Raw genomic sequence first — 17,561 nt, forward strand, 5'->3', positions numbered from 1 at the left:
ATACCCATCCCATGCCGTTCAAACTGTCCGCTGTGCCGCTGGTGGCTCTGGCTGCCTCGCTCTCCGCAACCACGCTCTCCGCTCAGCAGACACTGCTGGCCACGCCGACAACCGTGGCGTGGGGCTACTACTCAGCCAAGGCGAAGCCCGTGCTCACCGTGGTCCCCGGCGACACCGTCACTATCCAGACGCTTTCTACCTGCGGCCCCGCCGAGCGCCTTGAATCCCTCGGCGTAAACCCCTCCGACATTCCGGACTATGTCCGTAAGATCTACTCCGAGGTCCCCTTGGCAGACCGCGGCCCAGGCGGCCACATCTTGACTGGTCCAATCGCTGTCACCGGCGCGGAACCCGGTGACGTCCTCGAAGTCCGCATCCAGAAGATCCAGATCGATGTCCCCTGGGCCTGCAACGGCTTCGGCCCGGGTCGCGGCTTCCTTCCTGACGACTTCCCATACGGACGCACAAAGATCATCCCGCTCGACCGCCAGAAGATGACCGCCGCCTTCGCTCCCGGCGTAACAATTCCTCTGCACCCATTCTTCGGCAGCATGGGCCTCGCTCCACCAGAAGGCGCGGGCAAGTACAACTCCGCCCCGCCCTGGATGCACGCCGGCAACATCGACAACAAGGAGATGGTCGCCGGCACGACGCTCTTCATCCCGGTCAACGCCAAAGGCGGCCTCTTCGAGGTCGGCGACGGCCACGCAGGACAAGGCAACGGCGAGGTCGACATCACCGCCTTAGAGACCCAGCTCACCGGCACCTTCCAGTTCATCCTGCATAAGGCCAAGCCGGACGATGCCACTCCGCTTCGCTGGCCCCGCGCCGAGACGCCTACCGCCTACATCTCCATGGGCTTCCACGAAGACCTGAAGCAGGCCACCGAGATGGCCGTCCGCAATATGATCACTTTCCTTTCGCAGCAGACCCTTGACCATCCTCTGCTCACGCGCGAGGACGCCTACGCTCTCATCTCGACCGCCTGCGATGTGGACATCACTCAACTTGTTGATACCAAAAGCGGAGTTCACGTGATATGTCCGAAAGCCCTGTTCAGCACGAATCCGCGCTAAAGTAGACGCAACAACTGATCAGTTTTTGTGTCTAAATAGCTGTGAGACCGGACCTAGAAGTCTTTTAGGCCGGGACTTGAAGGCTCTACCCTCCGCGCAACCCGCAGCAGCAAAGCGGTACCGGGCAAGCGAAGGAGAGGCAGGCCAGGGCAGAAGCCATGAAGTTCACGCGCATCATCACAAACACTCTCGGAACGGCGATGCTGGCCGGTGCCCTTATGCTCGCGCCCCAGGCTGCTCAGGCGCGCGTCTTTATCTCTGTCGGCTTCGCTCCACCGGCCATCCCCGTCTACGAACAACCCATCTGCCCCGGTGACGGCTTTATCTGGACCCCCGGATACTGGGAGTACACCGATGACGGCTACGAATGGGTTGACGGAGCGTGGGTCGCCGCTCCCTACACCGGTGCCCTCTGGACGCCTGGATACTGGGGTTACGGCGGCAGCGGCTACTTCTGGAACGCCGGATACTGGGGCCCTTCTGTCGGCTATTACGGCGGCATCAACTACGGCTTCGGCTACTTCGGTACGGGTTTCTACGGCGGCTACTGGGATCGCGGTTCGTTCTTCTATAACCGCGAGTACAACCACTTCGATCGCGGCCGCAACTACGGCCACGTCTATGACCGCCACATCGACGGCTTCGATGGCCATCCCGGAGGCTCCAGCTTCGCTCGCGGCATCAGCAACGATCGCCGTGGCGGCACCTTCAACAACGTCTCCCGCGGCGGCTTTGGCCAAGGCGACGGTCGCTCAAACTATGCTGGCACCAGCAACGGAGTCCGTGTAGCCAACGGAAGCAACGTCCGCGGGGCTTACGGCGGTGTGAACGATCGCAACGGAAGCTTCTCCAACAACAACCGTCAGTCGTTCAATCAGCCGGGAAACCAGCCCGGAGGTCAACGTGGCTTCCAGTCCGGCAATCAACCCGGCCAGGTTCGCCCCGGCGGCACCTACGGCAATGGCTTTGGAAGCAACGCCCGCCCCGCGCAGCCGGTCAACGGCTTCAACAACGGCGGACGAACTCAGACCGTAAACCCCGGTTCCAGCTTCCACCCCAGCCAGGGTGGCAACCCCGGCGGCTTCGGCGGAGCGCAACCCCGCAGCAACTTCGGTGGCGGCCAATCGGCTCCACCTCCCCGTGCGAACTTCGGCGGAGGCGGCAACCCCGGCGGGGGTGGCCATGCAGCCCCGAGCGGTGGCGGCGGTGCTCCCCACGGCGGTGGCGGTGGTGGCGGAAACCATGGTGGCCCGCATCACTAACAATAAAGCTTTAGAAAACACAAAAGGCTGGGATCACGCGATCCCAGCCTTTTGTCTTTAGAGAGCCAGATAGATCACTTCGAACCCCTTCACCCCGCCAACTCCCGCACCATCTTCCCAATCTCCTTCACCGCATCGCGATGCGCCAGAGTCCTCGCCTTCTCCCCCATCGCCTTCAACTCAGCGTCATCACGTAGCATCTCCATCAACGTATCGATCAGTGCCTGCGAGTTCAGCTCCGACTCCAGCAGCATCCGCCCTGCGTCAGCACCGACGAACACCTCCGCATTCTTCTTCTGATGGTCATCGGTAGCCGCCGCAAACGGCACCAGCAGCGAAGCTTTCCCAGCCGCAGCAAGCTCTGCCATCGTGCTCGCCCCTGAACGGCACAGGATCAAGTCAGCCTCCGCAAATCTCGCAGGCATGTCATCGAGATACGCGCTTACCTGCCACCGCGACTCATCCGCTCCTGTCTCGAGATAAGCCTGCCGCGTCTCCGCCTCAGTCCTCGGTCCCGACTGATGCAGGACAGTAAGCCCCGCCAAATCACGTAGCAGCGGAAACAGTATCGTCGGCATGATCTGGTTCAAGATCCGAGCCCCTTGGCTCCCACCAAACACCAGCAGTCTCTTCGAAGCACCCCCAGCCTTCGGCGCAATCGAGAAAAAATCCTCCCGCACCGGAATCCCCGTCACCCGAGCTCCGTGAAAGTACCGCCTGGTCTCCTCGAAGTTCACCGCGGCAGCCGTCACAAACCGCCCAGCCAGCCGGTTCGCCAGTCCCGGAGCCGCGTTCGGCTCAAACGCCAGCGTCGGCACCCGCAGCAGGATCGCCGCCAGCATCGCCGGCCCCGAAGCGTACCCACCCACCCCCACAACCACCTGCGGCCGATAACTCCGCAGCAGGGTGACACACTTCAATATCCCCATCGGCAGGTCGAGCAACGTCCGTACTCGCGTCGCCAGGCTCACATTCTTCAACTGCCCAACATGGATCAGCTCCAACGGGAACCCCGCCTCCGGCACCAACCGCGTCTCCAGCCCGCGCGCAGTCCCCACGAACCGCACCTCTGCCCCATAAGCATCGCGAACCTCCCGCGCAATCGCCAGCGCCGGAATCACATGCCCGCCGGTTCCGCCCCCGGCAATCAACACGCGAAGCAAACCTACACCCTGAACCCTGTCCCCTACACCCTGCACTTAATCAATCTCGCGCGTAATGTTCAGCAGCACGCCCATACAAGCCAGCGTCACGAACAGCGATGTCCCACCGTAGGAGATAAACGGCAGCGTAATCCCCTTGGTCGGCACCAGAGCCACCGCAACGCTCATATTGAAGAACGCCTGAATGATGATCGCCGAGGTAATTCCAAACGCCATGAACCGCGCAAACGGATCGGTCGAAAGGTACGCTGCTCGCATCCCGCGATACGCCAACGCGACGAACAGCGCGATCAGGCCAATAGCTCCAATCAGTCCCAGTTCCTCGCAAACATTCGCAAAGATAAAGTCCGTATGTGGCTCCGGCAGATAGAACAGCTTCTGCCGCCCTTCCATCAACCCCAGCCCGCGAATCCCACCAGTCCCGACAGCAATCAACGACTGCAGAATGTGGAACCCGGCTCCGCGTGGATCGGCCTCGGGATCGAGAAAGACCTTCATCCGCGCCAGTCGCCACGGCACGAAGAACAGCATGTATCCCAGCACCGGAACCGCGGCCAGCCCGCCGATCCAGATGTACCGCATCTGCATCCCAGCCAGATACAGCATGAACAACATGACCCCAGCACAGACCAGCGCTGTCCCCAGGTCCGGCTCTTTCAAGATCAACGCGATCATCAGCAGCGGCGGAGCAACTGCCTTAAGAATCGTCCCTTTGTAGTCATCCATCTGGTGCAGGCGAGTCTGCAAGAAGTAGGCGAGAAACAGAATCATCACCGGCGTAGCCAGCTCCGAAGGCTGAAACGTCGACAGCCCGCCAAAGCGGAACCAGCGGTGCGTATGGTGCGATCCCGGCGCGGCAAACACTGCCACCAGCAATTGGATCGTCACCCCAACCGCTCCGATCACCACCTTGCGATTGTTATAGCGCCGGTAGTCGATCTTCATCAGCGCAACCAGCGCTAGCAGGCCCATTCCCGCCCAGAACGCCTGTTTCAGCATGTAAGGATACGGCGAGCCGTATTGATCTTTCGCCATCACCGCAGATGCGGAAAACACAGTCACTAGCCCAAAGAGCACCAGCAGCAGGACTGTCCCGAAGAGCCATTTATCAACGCCAACGCGCTTCGCCATACCGCCTGCTTCCCTGCTCCATCGCCGGGAAGAGTTACCCCGGAAGATCCATCACCAACTGCCGAAAGACCCGGCCGCGGTGTTCGTAGTTGTCAAACTGATCGAAGCTCGAACAGGCTGGCGCCAGCAGTACCACATCGCCCGCCAACGCTCCTGCAGATGCCTTCGCCACCGCCGTTGCTAGCGTACCGGCACTTACTATCTTTACGACTCCCAACAGCTGCCGCTCAATCTTTTCCGCCGCCGAACCAACCGTATAAACAGTTTTAACCCTTTCGCCCAGTAGTTGGTGCATCTGCGTGTAGTCCGAGTCCTTGTCTTTGCCTCCGAGTATCAAATGCACGCACCCGGCAAACGACTCCACCGCCTTCATCGCCGCATCCACGTTCGTCGCCTTCGAGTCATTGAAGTACTCAACGCCCTTCACCGTCCGCACATACTCTAGCCTATGCTCGACCGCCTTGAAACCCGCCACCGCCTTACGAATCTGCTCCGCCGGAGTACCCGCCAACCGTGCCGCGCACACCGCCGCCAGCACATTCTCGACGTTATGCGTCCCTTTCAGGTGAATCTCCGCCACAGGAAGAATCGGCTTCGACTTGCCGCCCTCCTTCTCCACCCAGCAGACGACACCGTCGCGCAGGAACGCTCCCTGCCGCACAATTTTCGTCGCGCTGAACCAGTACACCCGAGACTTCGCCTTACCAGCGCACATTTGCGTCGTGGGATCGTCCGCGTTCAGTATCAGAGCATCTTCCGCAGTCTGGTTCGCGAAGATCTTCTCCTTGGCATCGACATACTTCTCAAAACTGTGATGCCGGTCCAGGTGGTCTGGAGTGATGTTCAGGATCACGGCAGTCTTGGGATGAAAATCCTCCGTGGTCTCTAACTGGAAGCTCGACACCTCGAGCACATTCATCGTCTCGTCCGTGCTTCCAGCAATCAGCTCAATTACAGGCAGCCCGATGTTCCCGCCGACCTGCGTCGCCCTCCCAGCATCGGCAAAGATCTTCCCAATCAAACTCGTCGTCGTCGTCTTCCCATTCGACCCGGTCACCGCAACGATCTGTCCCTTCAAAAACCGCGTCGCCAGCTCCAACTCCCCGATCACCGGCAACCCGTAGCCGATCACCTGCTTCACCTCCGGCGTATCCAGCGGCACCCCCGGCGAGACCACGATCAGATCCTGCCGCCGAAACGTCAGCAACCCATGCCCACCCGACTCCACCATCACACCCGCATCCAGCAGCGCCGGAATCTGCTCCGCCAGCGCAATCGCCGACCGCGTATCCGACACCGTCACCCGCGCCCCCAACCCACGCAGAAACATCGCCGCCGAGATACCGGACTTGCCGAGACCAACTACCAAAACACGCTTATTCTTTAGTTCCATTACACTCCCCGAGCAATTACCCACTCAAAAGCTACATAGATAACCGGTGGAAGGGCAAACCACCATCGGGAACCTCTAATACCGGCGTAGATGAGGAGCACAACCGTAACCCTGCAAGGACGAGGCCGGTAGCGAAAATAGCATTCGTTTACGGCTTGGACAAAGTCCGATATCAAGCGATACCGCGAGCAACATGAGCGCCGTGAGGTCGACTTTGTTTCCGGTCTTCATCTCAATTTCAAAGTCGTCAAAGCCAGCAACGCAAAGATCAGCGCCAGAATCCAGAACCTTGCAATCACCTTCGACTCCGACCACCCCAACAACTCAAAGTGATGATGGAGGGGGGCCATCTTGAAGATACGCTTGCCGTTCCTCAGCTTGTAGCTCCCCACCTGCAGGATCACGCTGAACAGCTCCATGATGAAGACGCCGCCAATCAACGGCAGCAGCAGCTCCTGCTTGATGATGACCGCGACCGTCCCAATCGCCCCACCCAGCGCCAGCGATCCCACATCACCCATAAAGACCTCTGCCGGATGCGCGTTGTACCAAAGAAAACCGATGCTCCCCCCCACCATAGCCCCACAGAAGATCGTCAATTCACTGACCATAGGCATGCGCTGCAGCTCAAGATAGTCAGAAAAAACGACATGCCCGCTGACATAGGTCAGCACCGTCAGCGCACCCGCCGCGATGATCGTGCATCCAATCGCCAGCCCGTCAAGCCCATCGGTAAGATTTACGGCGTTGCTCGCCCCGGCCAGCACCAGAACGACCCAGGCGATAAACGGCACAAACGCCAGCCACCAGAAGTGTGGCTGATGCAGCAGGCTGCCGATGATCAGATCGGGTCGAAAGCGCTTGAGGAATGGAAACGCCAGCCGGGCAGAATATACGCCGCGCTGGTTCAGCACGGACAGCGCCACAGCCACGCACGCTCCCACCAGAAACTGCAGTCCCAGCTTGCCCTTCGCCGAGAGTCCCTTGTTCGTCCGCTTGGTCACCTTGGCGTAGTCGTCGATGAAGCCAATCCCGGCAAACGCCAACATCGAAAGCACCACGATCCACACAAACGGATTAGACAGATCGCTCCACAACAGCGTCGGTACCAGGATCGAGATCACGATCAGCAGCCCACCCATGGTCGGCGTACCACCCTTCTTCTGGTGCGACTGCGGTCCCTCCTCACGGATGTACTGCCCAATCTGAAACTCGCGCAGCCTCGCGATCAGAAACGGCCCGATCAGCAGCCCCGTCAGCAGCGCCGTCAGGCTCGCGAACACCGTCCGAAACGTCAGGTAGTGGAAGATACGGAACAGCCGAAAGTAGGGGAACAGCTTCTGGTAAAGCAGCCAATAGAGCAAAGTCGATTCCGCCCCTCAAGATGGAGCGCCCCGATCAAACAGTGGATTCAGGGCACATCTTTATCATCTTATACAGGCGCGGGACCACGGACAGGTTCGCCACGGCTACTCGATCCCCGCCTCCAGCGCCACACAGACCCCGTCCGCCCCATTCACCAGCTCCCAAGCCAGGTGCGGATCGTGTTCAGACCCCTCAGCGCGCTTCACCAGTTCAAACACCATGGCGTGCAGCCTCAACCCGTACTCCGTCGCCGGATCAACCTCGGCCAGCCTCTGCCCGATAGACCAACCAAGCTCCTCGATATCGTCCATGGCCGGCTCTTTGACGTGCAACGGATGCACCCCACGCGCCGCGTATAAACCGGCCATCGCCAGATGCTCCGTCGCCCGCAACAGCCCAGCCGCTGCCCGCGCCTTCCTGACCTTCCCCTCCGAAGCCTCGCGGTAGAGCTCGATCCCGTAGTGCAGCATCACCTTCAAGTCCCCGCCCGACTCCGCTTCAATCAGCGAGATCACAGCAGAGGCCCGCTGGAGGTGATGAAATGCCCGTCGCAACTCTTGCTCGGCTGAACCACCGCTCTTGGTCGAATTCTCTTCCAGCCCATGATCGCCCGCATGTTTCGCCGCCTTCTTCGCGTGCTTCTTGGCGGCATGTTTCTTCGCAGCGTGCTTCTTGGCCGCCTTCTTCGCATGCTTCTTGATCGCGCTCGCCCCTTTTACCGCGATCGCTTGTCCTGCACCTCGAACCAGTTCCTTAGCCATAACCCTAAGATGCTGCCCTCCTGAACCATGGCTACACCCTATACCCTGCTTTCAAGCGCCCGCTCCAGCTTCACTCCCCGCGAGGCCTTCATCAGCACCACATCCCCCTCGCGCAGATTCTCGCGCATCCATACCCCCGCAGCCTCCGCCGACTCCACAAAAACCACCGTCCCTCCACATTCCCTCATTCCATCCACCAAAGCCCGAGCTTGCCCTCGAACCCCCAGCACCACCGATACCCCGCGCTCCGCCATCCGCCGTCCGCAAGCCGCATGAAGCTCAGCCGCCTCCGGTCCGAGCTCCAGCATCTCGCCCGCCACCACAATATGCCGCTTTGCGACCACCGACATCAGCGCATCCACCATCGCATCCAATGCCTTCGGGTTCGAGTTATACGAGTCATTGATGATCGTCGCTCCGTTCCAGATCAGCACTTCGCCACGCCGGTCCCCGGCCCGCAGCTCCCCAACCGCCGCCACGCACTCTGCCAGCGATATCCCCGACTTCAGTCCCACCGCGATCGCCGCCAATGCATTCGACACATTGTGACGTCCCAGCACGCCTAGCCTTGCCTCCGCCTGCTCCTCGCCCGCGACGACGGTAAACCGTACGCCATCCAACCCGGCGTCGACGACATCCTGCGCCCTTACCCCAGCGTTCTGCGAGATCCCATACAAAACCGCCCGCTCCCCCAGTCCCCGCGCAAACGCAGCTACATAGCCATCGTCCGCATTCAGCACCGCGATCCCTTCCCCGGGCAGCGCCTCCACCAGCTCGTACTTCGCCGCCGCGATCCCGGCAATCCCCTCAGGGAAAAACTCCAGATGGACTGCCGCCACATTCGAGACAACCGCCCAGTCCGGCTCCGCGATCTTCGCCAGCGCCCGAATCTCCCCCGCGTGGTTCATCCCCATCTCAATCACCGCAACCTCGTGCTCCAGCTCCAGCTTGAGCAACTGCAGCGGCAGGCCAAAATGATTGTTCAGATTCCCCGCCGACTTCAAGACATGGAAGCGACTCCCCAGCACCGTCGCGACTGCCTCTTTGGTCGTCGTCTTTCCCGCCGACCCGGTTACGCCAATCAGTCTCTTTCCCCACAGGCGCCGAACTGCGTTCGCAAGCTGCTGCATCGCTCGCAGCACGCAGTCCTCGCAATCATCAGGCACGCGCAGCAGGAGGCATGGATCAAGCTCATCCGACGGCATCCAACTCATCGAGACCACCGCCGCGACAGCCCCATTCGCCAAAGCGGTTTCAACGTAGTCGTGCCCGTCGACGCGCTCGCCCTTCACCGCAAAGAACAACTCCCCCGCACCGATCGTCCGTGAGTCGATCGAGTATCCAACCGCTTCATCCCCTGAACGGAACTCGCCCTCAGCATGGATAAAATCCGCAACCTGCCCCAGCGTCAACTTCAATCCGCAACTCCCATCAAAACCTACTGCTCATGATAGTTGCGCATCAGCCCACCATCCACCACGAAGGTAGATCCCGTCACGTAGGCTGCCTCGTCCGAGGCAAGATAAACCGCCAGCCCCGCGACATCCTCAACCGAGCCCGAGCGACCCAGCGGAATGTTCTTGAGCAGTGCGTCAAGCTTCGGCTTATCCTCCAGCAGCGACTTGTTAATCGGCGTCGAAATCGCTCCCGGAGCGATGTTGTTCACTCGAATTCCCATCGGCCCAAGCTCCACCGCGAGATCCCGCATCAGCATCCGCACTCCGCCCTTCGACGCACAGTAAGTCGCAAAGTTCGGAAACACCATATCCTCGTGCACAGAACTCATATTGATCACGCAGCCCCGCATCTTCTCATCGCGCAGCCGCTTTACAAAGGCCTGCGTCAGAAAGAATGCGCCCTTCAGATTCGTGTCGAGGACCAGGTCGTAGTCATCTTCGGTCACATCAAGGAAAGCCGCGTTCTTCTCTACTCCGGCGTTATTCACCAATACATCGCAACCGCCAAGCTGGCTCCATGCCTGCTCCACCAGATTCGCCGTATCAGCGATCTTTGAGACATCCGACTTCACCAGAATCGCTTTCACGCCAGATGCTTCAGCCTTCGCACGCGTCTCTTCGCCCGCCTCGGGATGACCGTGGAAGTCGATCACGACGTTGGCACCCTCGCTCGCAAACCTCAGAGCGATTCCCTGTCCAATCCCTGAAGACGATCCCGTTACGATCGCAGTCTTTCCCGCCAGCCGACCTGAAGGCATCTTAATCTCTCCTCGCGCAGCCAACTAGGCTGGTTCCTTCAGATAGATGCAGAGCGGCCTCCGAACCTCTCCAGCCGAGCCAAAAATTATTCCGGAATCTGTCCCACCGACGATCGCCCCCGCCGAGCCCGAAAGAAATCCGACAACATGACCCCGCACTCCTCAGCCAGCAGACCCGAAGCTACCTCAACCTTGTGGTTCAACTGCGGATGATTCATCACTCCGAGCACCGACCCGCAAGCGCCCGCCTTGGGATCGCTCGCCGCATACACCAGCCTCGCAATACGCGCATGAAGAATCGCCCCCGCGCACATCGCACAAGGCTCCAGCGTCGCATAGAGTGAACATCCTTCCAATCTGTAGTTTCCGAGCAACTTACCCGCTGCCCGCATCGCGATAATCTCCGCATGGGCAGTAGGATCGCTATCGCGCAGGACGCGATTATTGCCCCGAGCAATGATCTCACCGTCATGCACGATCACCGCGCCCACGGGGACTTCGCCGTCGCGCTCAGCGGCTTCTGCCTCAGCAATTGCGGCGCGCATAAAGTCGAGATCGTCCCCCATCTACGCCGGTTCCTGCTGCGTCATGCAATGCAGCGTCCCAAGCCCCCACACCAGGTCCACAGCATGAACTCCGATCACCTCGCGCTCCGGAAAACACTCCGCGATGATGTTCAGCGCCAGCCGGTCGTGGCAGTCGTTGAAGGTCGGCACAAGCACCAGATCGTTCGCGATGTAGAAGTTCGCATAGCTCGCCGGCAGCCGCTGCCCATCGAAGATCACAGGGTTCGGCATGGGCAACTCGCGCACATCGAACGTGTCGCCGCTCAGGTTCCGCGCACTCTTCAACCGGTCGAGATTCTCCGCCAGCGGCAGATGGTTCTCGTCCGCTGTGTTCTTCTCAACCGCCGTCAAAATGGTGTTCTCGCCAACAAATCGCGTCACGTCGTCGATATGCCCATGCGTGTCGTCACCCGCGCATCCGCGGTGCATCCATAGCACCTTCTCAATGCCAAGGTACTCGGCGAAAGCAGCCTCAAGCTGCTCCCGGCTCACACCCGGATTGCGCTGTTGCACCTCGCTCAACAAGCACTCTTCTGTCGTCAGCAGAACGCCCGCGCCGTTCGTGTCGATGCTCCCGCCCTCGAGCACCAGGCGGTGATCGTTCACTTCCGGCCGGAACTCCGGCATCGCATACAGCTTCGCCACATGCTGCGGAATCTGGTCGTCGCGCCGCCAGTTGTCGTACTTCGCCCACGCATTGAACTTCCAGTTCGTAATCGCGGTCGCCCCTTCGGTATTCTTCACAAAGATCGGCCCCGAGTCCCGCAGCCAAACCCGGTCCGTCGCCCAATGATGGAAGTGCAACCGGGCCATATTTGCCCCGGCACGACGCAGCAACTGTGTCGCCCGCTTCTCCGCCGGAAGATCGTTTACGAGGATATTCACGTCCTCCACCCGCGAAAGATGCCGCACAATCTCCGAGTACACCCACGGAATCGGCTGAAACTTCCCTGGCCAGTCCTCGGCGTTATGTGGCCACGCAATCCACGTCGCTTCGTGCGGAGCCCACTCTGCGGGCATTCGGTAGTCCTTGGGGCGGGGTGTCGTCATCGATCAGGCTTTCTTATTCGTTTGTTGCAGTATGTTCCAACTCAATCCAAGAACCGGCTCGTTATCCCGCCATACGCATCGATCCGCCGGTCCCGCAGAAATGGCCAGTTTCGCCGCGTATCCTCGAGCAGCTTCAGATCGATCTCTGCGATCAGAATGTCCTCGCGGTCATGCGGAGCCTTCGCGATGATCCTGCCAAACGGATCGGCAATAAAGCTGCCACCCCAGAACTCCAGCCCCGCGCCTTCAGGCCCCTTGATTGTGACGCCATCGTGCACCACGTCGCCAGGCTCAAAGCCAACACGGTTCACCGACGCCACAAACACACCATTCGCAATCGCATGGGCTCGCTGAATCGTCTGCCACGCCGAGTACTGCGCCTCACCAAACTCTTCCTTCTCGCTCGGATGCCAGCCAATCGCCGTCGGGAAGAAGAGCGTGTTCGCGCCCTGCAGCGCCGTTACCCGCGCGCCCTCCGGATACCACTGGTCCCAGCACACCAGCGTTCCAATATGTCCCTGCGAGGTCTTGATCGCCTTGAAGCCGAGATCGCCCGGCGTAAAGTAAAACTTCTCGTAGTAGAGCGGGTCATCCGGAATATGCATCTTGCGGTAGATCCCCGCCAAAGACCCGTCCGTCTCAAGAATCGCCGCCGTATTGTGATACAGCCCCGGCGCCCGCCGCTCGAACAGCGACGCAATCACCACCACGCCTTCTTCCTTCGCCACAGCCGCAAGCCGCTCGGAGCTCGGCCCGGGAATCGACTCCGCCAGATCGAACAGCGCATGCTCCTCGCGCTGGCAGAAGTACTGCGCCCGGAACAGCTCCGGCAGACACACAATGTTCGCTCCCGCACGCGCTGCCTCGCGCACCCGGTCAGCCGCCTTGTCCAGATTTGCGGCCGTATCCGGTTCGCACGACATCTGGATCAACGCGATCTTCTTGTTCTTCACCGAACCTGCCACTTCAAACCTCCACAATGGCTCGCACAGAGCCTGACTTCCTAATTCTATTCGCAGCAATTCCCCGCCGCGCACGCACGAGCGCGCGCGACTCGCCCTCAGGAATGAAAGGCAAGGACCGCTCCACAAAGTTATAAAGGCGACGTAAAGGCTGCGTGAACTTCTTCGCGCTCATCCACCGGAATCTGATAACTTTAGATTCAAACATTGAGCAAAAGATGCGCCGCCACGCCCGTCTCCACGGCGCTCTGATGCCTGAACGTACCCACGTTGTCTAAAAACCAGTCGTCTAAAACCCATCAGAAAGCCGAGCGTCAGCGAATACTCCTATGACCAAGTACAAACTCGAATACATCTGGCTCGACGGCTACAAGCCGGTTCCCAACCTGCGCGGCAAGACCAAGCTTGAGTCCTTCGAAAATGAGCCCACGCTCGCCGACCTTCCGCTCTGGGGATTCGACGGCTCCTCCACCCAGCAGGCCGAAGGCAAGAGCTCGGACTGTATCCTGAAGCCCGTCGCCCTCTACCCCGACTCCAGCCGCATCGATGGATACATCGTCCTCTGCGAAGTCATGCTCCCCGACGGCACCGCGCACCCCACCAACCACCGCGCCACCATCGAAGACGACGCCGACTTCTGGGTAGGCCTCGAGCAGGAGTACTTCCTCTACCAGGATGGCCGCCCGCTCGGCTTCCCCGAGACCGGATATCCCGGCCCGCAGGGCCCTTACTACTGCGGCGTCGGCTACAAGAACGTCGGCAGCATCGCCCGCCAGATCGTAGAAGAGCACCTCGACCTCTGCCTCGACGCCGGCATCAACCACGAAGGCATCAACGCCGAGGTCGCCAAGGGTCAGTGGGAGTTCCAGATCTTCGCCAAGGGTTCCAAGAAGGCTGCTGACGACACCTGGGTCGCCCGCTACCTCATGATGCGTCTCTGCGAGCAGTACGAAGTTGACGTCGAGCTCCACTGCAAGCCCATCAAGGGCGACTGGAACGGCTCCGGCATGCACACCAACTTCTCCACTAAGCACATCCGCGAGACCGGCGGACAGCCCTACTTCGAGTCGCTCATGAAGGGCTTTGAGAAGAACGTCGCCGAGCACATTGCCGTCTACGGCCCGGACAACCACCTTCGCCTGACAGGCCTACACGAGACTGCGGCGATCGACCAGTTCAGCTACGGCCTCTCCGACCGCGGCGCGTCCATCCGCATGCCCGTGAACTTCATCAAGAACGGCTACAAGGGCTACCTCGAAGACCGCCGCCCCAACTCTCAGGGCGACCCCTACCAGATCGTCTCGCAGATCCTCAAGACGATCAACGAAGTCCCCAAGCCCTAACCAGCGCCGACTGGCAAACCGCAATACCGCCGTCATTCTGAGCGAAGCGAAAAATCCCGCATTCTTCGCTTCGCCAAAGAGTTCCGGCAAAACTGAAAACGCCCCAGGCCAACGGTCTGGGGCGTTTCTCTTTCCACTCGATGGCCGTTCTAATTTACAGCGCAGCCGCCCCAGCCTCAGCCACAGCATGGTCCTGCTCACCCGAGCCACCACTCACACCAATCGCACCCACAACCTTGCCATCGACTTTCAGTGGAATGCCGCCAGCGAAGATCATCACCTTGCCATCATTCGAAGCATGAATCCCGAAGAATTGATCGCCCGACTGCGAATGCGTGCCAAGATCCTTCGTCGTGATGTCGAACGCCCTTGAAGTCCACGCCTTCTTCTGCGAGATGTCGATCGACCCTAGCCAAGCATTCGCCATCCGCTCGAACGCCACCAGGTTGCCGCCGGCGTCCACAACCGCAACGTTCATCGGCTGCCCAAGCTCATCTGCCTTCTTCTCCGCTGCCGCGATAATGCGTCGCGCCTCTGCAAGTCCAATGCTCATTTCAAATCTCCTGACTTCCGCTCACGACCCTACCATGTTGCGCGAGAAAATCGCTACCGCACGAAGAAGTCCTTCACCTGCTGGAACATCACGTCGCGGCTTACATCGGAGATCGCCTCGGTCAACGGCAACTGCTTCGGACACGCCTCCACGCAGTTCTGCGCGAAGCCGCACTCCTGCACCCCGCCATCACCGGCCAGCGCCCGCAGTCGCTCCGCCTTCAGCACGGCTCCGGTCGGATTGTTGTTGAACAGCTTAACTTGGGCGATGGTGGCCGCGCCGACGAAGTTCGTCGAGTCATTGAACTGCGGGCAAACCTCCATGCAGATCGTGCAGGAGATGCAGTTCGACAGCGGGTACAGCTCTTCCTGAAGCTGCGGAAACTGCCGTGGTCCCGAACCGAGATCGTAAGTCCCATCAATCGGCACCCACGCCTTCACCGCCTTCAGATTCTGAAAGAGCACACTGCGGTCGACGGAAAGATCGCGCACCACGGGAAACTTCGACAATGGTGCCAGCGTGATCGTCCCGCTCCCATCCCCATTCAACTTATCCACCAGCGCCGAGCACGCCATCTTCGCCTTGCCATTGATCAGCATCGCGCACGAGCCGCAGATCTCCTCAAGACAGTTCGAGTCATACGTAATCGGCGTCGTCGCCTTACCCTCAACCGTCACCGGGTCGCAAGCAATCTCGCCTAACAACGACGTGATGTTCATATTCGGCCGATACGGTATCTCGAACTTCTCCACCGTTGCCGCGCCATCCGGCCCGCTCTGTCTCTTGATCTCAACCTTGATCGTCTTTGCCGCCATATAAATCTCCGTCGAAACTCTGTGCCCCATTCATCGCGATGAGTGGGCAGCCCGTACCCTAAGCACTAGCCGCATAATTCCTAGCCCGCGGCACGATCAAACTCGTATCCACTTCCTCGAACTCAAACTTCGGAGCCTTATCCGCAAAGCTTGCCTTCGTCGTCTTCAAAAACTTCTCATCATTCCGCTCCGGAAAGTCGGGCTTGAAGTGTGCTCCGCGAGACTCATCCCTAAGCCGCGCTCCCTGCACGATCACGCGCCCCAGTTCGAGCATGTTCTCAAGCTGCCGAGTAAACGCGAAGCTCGTATTGGCCCATTGGCTCTTGTCCGAAAGGTTGATGTGCTTGTAGCGCCCCAGCAGTTCGACGATCTTCGCGTCCGCCTCATCCAGCCCGCTGTTATAGCGAATGATGGTGGCATGCTTCGTCATCGTCTCGCCCAACTCGCGCCATAGCTTGAACGGGTTCTCCGTGCCGGTGGAAGCGAGCAGCCCGTTGTTCTTCTCCTTCTGCCGCTGCAGCTCGGCTGCGTGACCGCCATCGCCCGGCTGCGCTGCCAGGCTCTTCGCATAGGCAAGCGAATTCGGCCCCGCCACGAAGCCGCCATAGATGCACGAGAGCAGCGAGTTCGCGCCCAGCCGGTTCGCTCCATGGATGCTGTAGTCCGCCTCGCCGGCCGCAAACACGCCCGGGATGTTGGTCTGCTGTTCGAAGTCCACCCACAAGCCGCCCATCGTGTAGTGCATGCCGGGAAAGATCTTCATCGGCACTTCGCGCGGATCGTCCCCAACAAACTTCTCGTAGATCTCAAGAATGCCTTCGAGCTTGTGCAGCCGCTCCTTGGGAAGATGCGTCAGGTCGAGGTACACCATCGGCTGCCCATCGATGCCCATGCCATGCTCGTAGACAACCTTGAAGATCGCGCGCGTTGCCACATCGCGCGGTACGAGATTGCCATACTTCGGATACCACTCCTCAAGGAAGTACCAGCGGTCGGCCTCTGGGATGGAACGCGCCAGGCGCTTGTCGTTCTTGTCGCGCGGCACCCACACCCGGCCGCCCTCGCCTCGCGCCGACTCGCTCATCAGCCGCAGCTTATCTTCTCCTGGTATCGCGGTAGGATGCACCTGGATGAATTCGCCGTTCGCGTAGTACGCCCCTTGCTGATACAGCGCGGACTGCGCCGAGCCAGTACACACCACCGAATTCGTGCTCTTCCCGAAGATCGCTCCGTTGCCGCCCGTGCAGATAATAATCGCGTCCGCTGGAAACGTCCGCGTCTCCATCGTCCGCAGGTCCATCGCACAGATACCGCGGCACGCGCCATTGGCATCCAGCACCGCGGACAGGAACTCCCAGCCTTCGTACTTGGTCACCTTGCCTTCAGACTCATGACGCCGCACTTGCTCATCCAGCGCATAGAGTAGCTGCTGCCCCGTGGTCGCGCCCGCAAACGCCGTCCGCTGATAGAGCGTTCCTCCAAAGCGTCGAAAGTCCAGCAGGCCTTCCGGCGTGCGATTGAACGGCACTCCCATGCGGTCGAGCAGGTCGACGATCGCCGGCCCCTGCGCCGTCATGTTCTTCACCGGCGTCTGGTTGGCGAGGAAGTCGCCGCCATACACCGTGTCGTCGAAGTGCTTCAGGACGGAGTCGCCTTCGCCCTTCAGGTCCTTCGCCGCATTGATGCCGCCCTGCGCGCAGACCGAGTGCGAACGCTTCACTGGCACAATCGAGAACAGGTCAACCGTCCCGCCCGCCTCCGCGATCTTGATGACCGCCGAAAGCCCAGCCAGTCCGCCGCCTACAACGATGATTCTTGGAGCTGCCATTCCTTACCTCAAGCTGTTGCTTTGTGGATCAACCCCGGTAAAAGCATCAATGCTATCCCGGCAGCGATAAACGCGTAA

16 protein-coding genes are annotated in these 17,561 nt (G+C 60.2%); 3 read left to right on the forward strand and 13 right to left on the reverse strand.

The window, feature by feature from the left end; genetic code table 11:
* The first annotated feature begins 11 nt into the window (after positions 1–11).
* Together HDF16_RS03450 and HDF16_RS30470 are read left to right on the forward strand one after the other, a co-directional pair.
* Complete coding sequence (locus HDF16_RS03450; RefSeq protein WP_184213733.1) at positions 12–1,076, forward strand: acetamidase/formamidase family protein; 1,065 nt, start codon at positions 12–14, stop codon at positions 1,074–1,076.
* 158 nt (positions 1,077–1,234) lie between these two features.
* A complete protein-coding gene (locus tag HDF16_RS30470) occupies positions 1,235–2,338 on the forward strand; it encodes a YXWGXW repeat-containing protein (RefSeq protein ID WP_246408623.1) in 1,104 nt (367 codons plus the stop codon).
* 89 nt (positions 2,339–2,427) lie between these two features.
* Here HDF16_RS30470 and murG read toward each other — a convergent pair whose 3' ends face one another.
* From murG to HDF16_RS03505, 10 genes are all read right to left on the reverse strand, one after another.
* Positions 2,428–3,537, reverse strand: coding sequence for an undecaprenyldiphospho-muramoylpentapeptide beta-N-acetylglucosaminyltransferase (murG, locus tag HDF16_RS03460; protein ID WP_348641229.1), 1,110 nt, complete (start codon positions 3,535–3,537; stop codon positions 2,428–2,430).
* A complete protein-coding gene (gene ftsW / locus HDF16_RS03465) occupies positions 3,538–4,632 on the reverse strand; it encodes a putative lipid II flippase FtsW (RefSeq protein ID WP_184213734.1) in 1,095 nt (364 codons plus the stop codon).
* 34 nt (positions 4,633–4,666) lie between these two features.
* Positions 4,667–6,025, reverse strand: coding sequence for a UDP-N-acetylmuramoyl-L-alanine--D-glutamate ligase (gene murD / locus HDF16_RS03470; protein ID WP_184213735.1), 1,359 nt, complete (start codon positions 6,023–6,025; stop codon positions 4,667–4,669).
* Between the two features lie 227 nt (positions 6,026–6,252).
* A complete protein-coding gene (gene mraY / locus HDF16_RS03475) occupies positions 6,253–7,389 on the reverse strand; it encodes a phospho-N-acetylmuramoyl-pentapeptide-transferase (RefSeq protein WP_184213736.1) in 1,137 nt (378 codons plus the stop codon).
* A gap of 105 nt (positions 7,390–7,494) precedes the next feature.
* A complete protein-coding gene (locus HDF16_RS03480; protein ID WP_184213737.1) occupies positions 7,495–8,151 on the reverse strand; it encodes a hypothetical protein in 657 nt (218 codons plus the stop codon).
* A gap of 38 nt (positions 8,152–8,189) precedes the next feature.
* A complete protein-coding gene (locus tag HDF16_RS03485; protein ID WP_184213738.1) occupies positions 8,190–9,569 on the reverse strand; it encodes a UDP-N-acetylmuramoyl-tripeptide--D-alanyl-D-alanine ligase in 1,380 nt (459 codons plus the stop codon).
* A gap of 20 nt (positions 9,570–9,589) precedes the next feature.
* Positions 9,590–10,366 carry a glucose 1-dehydrogenase gene (locus tag HDF16_RS03490; RefSeq protein WP_184213739.1) on the reverse strand — a complete coding sequence of 259 codons (777 nt, stop codon included), beginning with the start codon at positions 10,364–10,366 and terminating at the stop codon, positions 9,590–9,592.
* A gap of 86 nt (positions 10,367–10,452) precedes the next feature.
* Complete coding sequence (gene tadA, locus HDF16_RS03495) at positions 10,453–10,932, reverse strand: tRNA adenosine(34) deaminase TadA (RefSeq protein WP_246408624.1); 480 nt, start codon at positions 10,930–10,932, stop codon at positions 10,453–10,455.
* Positions 10,933–11,982 (reverse strand): agmatine deiminase family protein, encoded by a 1,050-nt coding sequence (locus HDF16_RS03500; protein WP_184213740.1) that lies wholly within the window; start codon positions 11,980–11,982, stop codon positions 10,933–10,935.
* Positions 11,983–12,023: 41 nt separating this feature from the next.
* Positions 12,024–12,947 carry a carbon-nitrogen hydrolase gene (locus HDF16_RS03505; RefSeq protein ID WP_348641230.1) on the reverse strand — a complete coding sequence of 308 codons (924 nt, stop codon included), beginning with the start codon at positions 12,945–12,947 and terminating at the stop codon, positions 12,024–12,026.
* A 326-nt stretch (positions 12,948–13,273) separates the two neighbouring features.
* Between HDF16_RS03505 and HDF16_RS03510 the strand changes: the two genes are divergently transcribed.
* Positions 13,274–14,287: a glutamine synthetase beta-grasp domain-containing protein gene (locus HDF16_RS03510; protein ID WP_184213741.1), complete on the forward strand. Its 1,014-nt coding sequence runs from the start codon at positions 13,274–13,276 to the stop codon at positions 14,285–14,287.
* A 154-nt stretch (positions 14,288–14,441) separates the two neighbouring features.
* On the opposite strand, the gene HDF16_RS03515 is transcribed toward HDF16_RS03510, so the two are convergent.
* From HDF16_RS03515 to sdhA, 3 genes are read right to left on the reverse strand one after another with little or no spacing between them, the layout of a single operon-like run.
* Complete coding sequence (locus HDF16_RS03515; protein WP_184213742.1) at positions 14,442–14,840, reverse strand: GlcG/HbpS family heme-binding protein; 399 nt, start codon at positions 14,838–14,840, stop codon at positions 14,442–14,444.
* Positions 14,841–14,893: 53 nt separating this feature from the next.
* On the reverse strand, positions 14,894–15,655 hold the full coding sequence (gene sdhB, locus HDF16_RS03520; protein ID WP_184213743.1) for a succinate dehydrogenase iron-sulfur subunit: 762 nt from the start codon (positions 15,653–15,655) through the stop codon (positions 14,894–14,896).
* A 58-nt stretch (positions 15,656–15,713) separates the two neighbouring features.
* Entirely contained in the window at positions 15,714–17,483 is a 1,770-nt protein-coding gene (sdhA, locus tag HDF16_RS03525; RefSeq protein ID WP_184213744.1) for a succinate dehydrogenase flavoprotein subunit, read from the reverse strand.
* Between the last annotated feature and the right edge of the window lie 78 nt (positions 17,484–17,561).

Source organism: Granulicella aggregans, from assembly GCF_014203275.1.
GTDB lineage: Bacteria > Acidobacteriota > Terriglobia > Terriglobales > Acidobacteriaceae > Edaphobacter.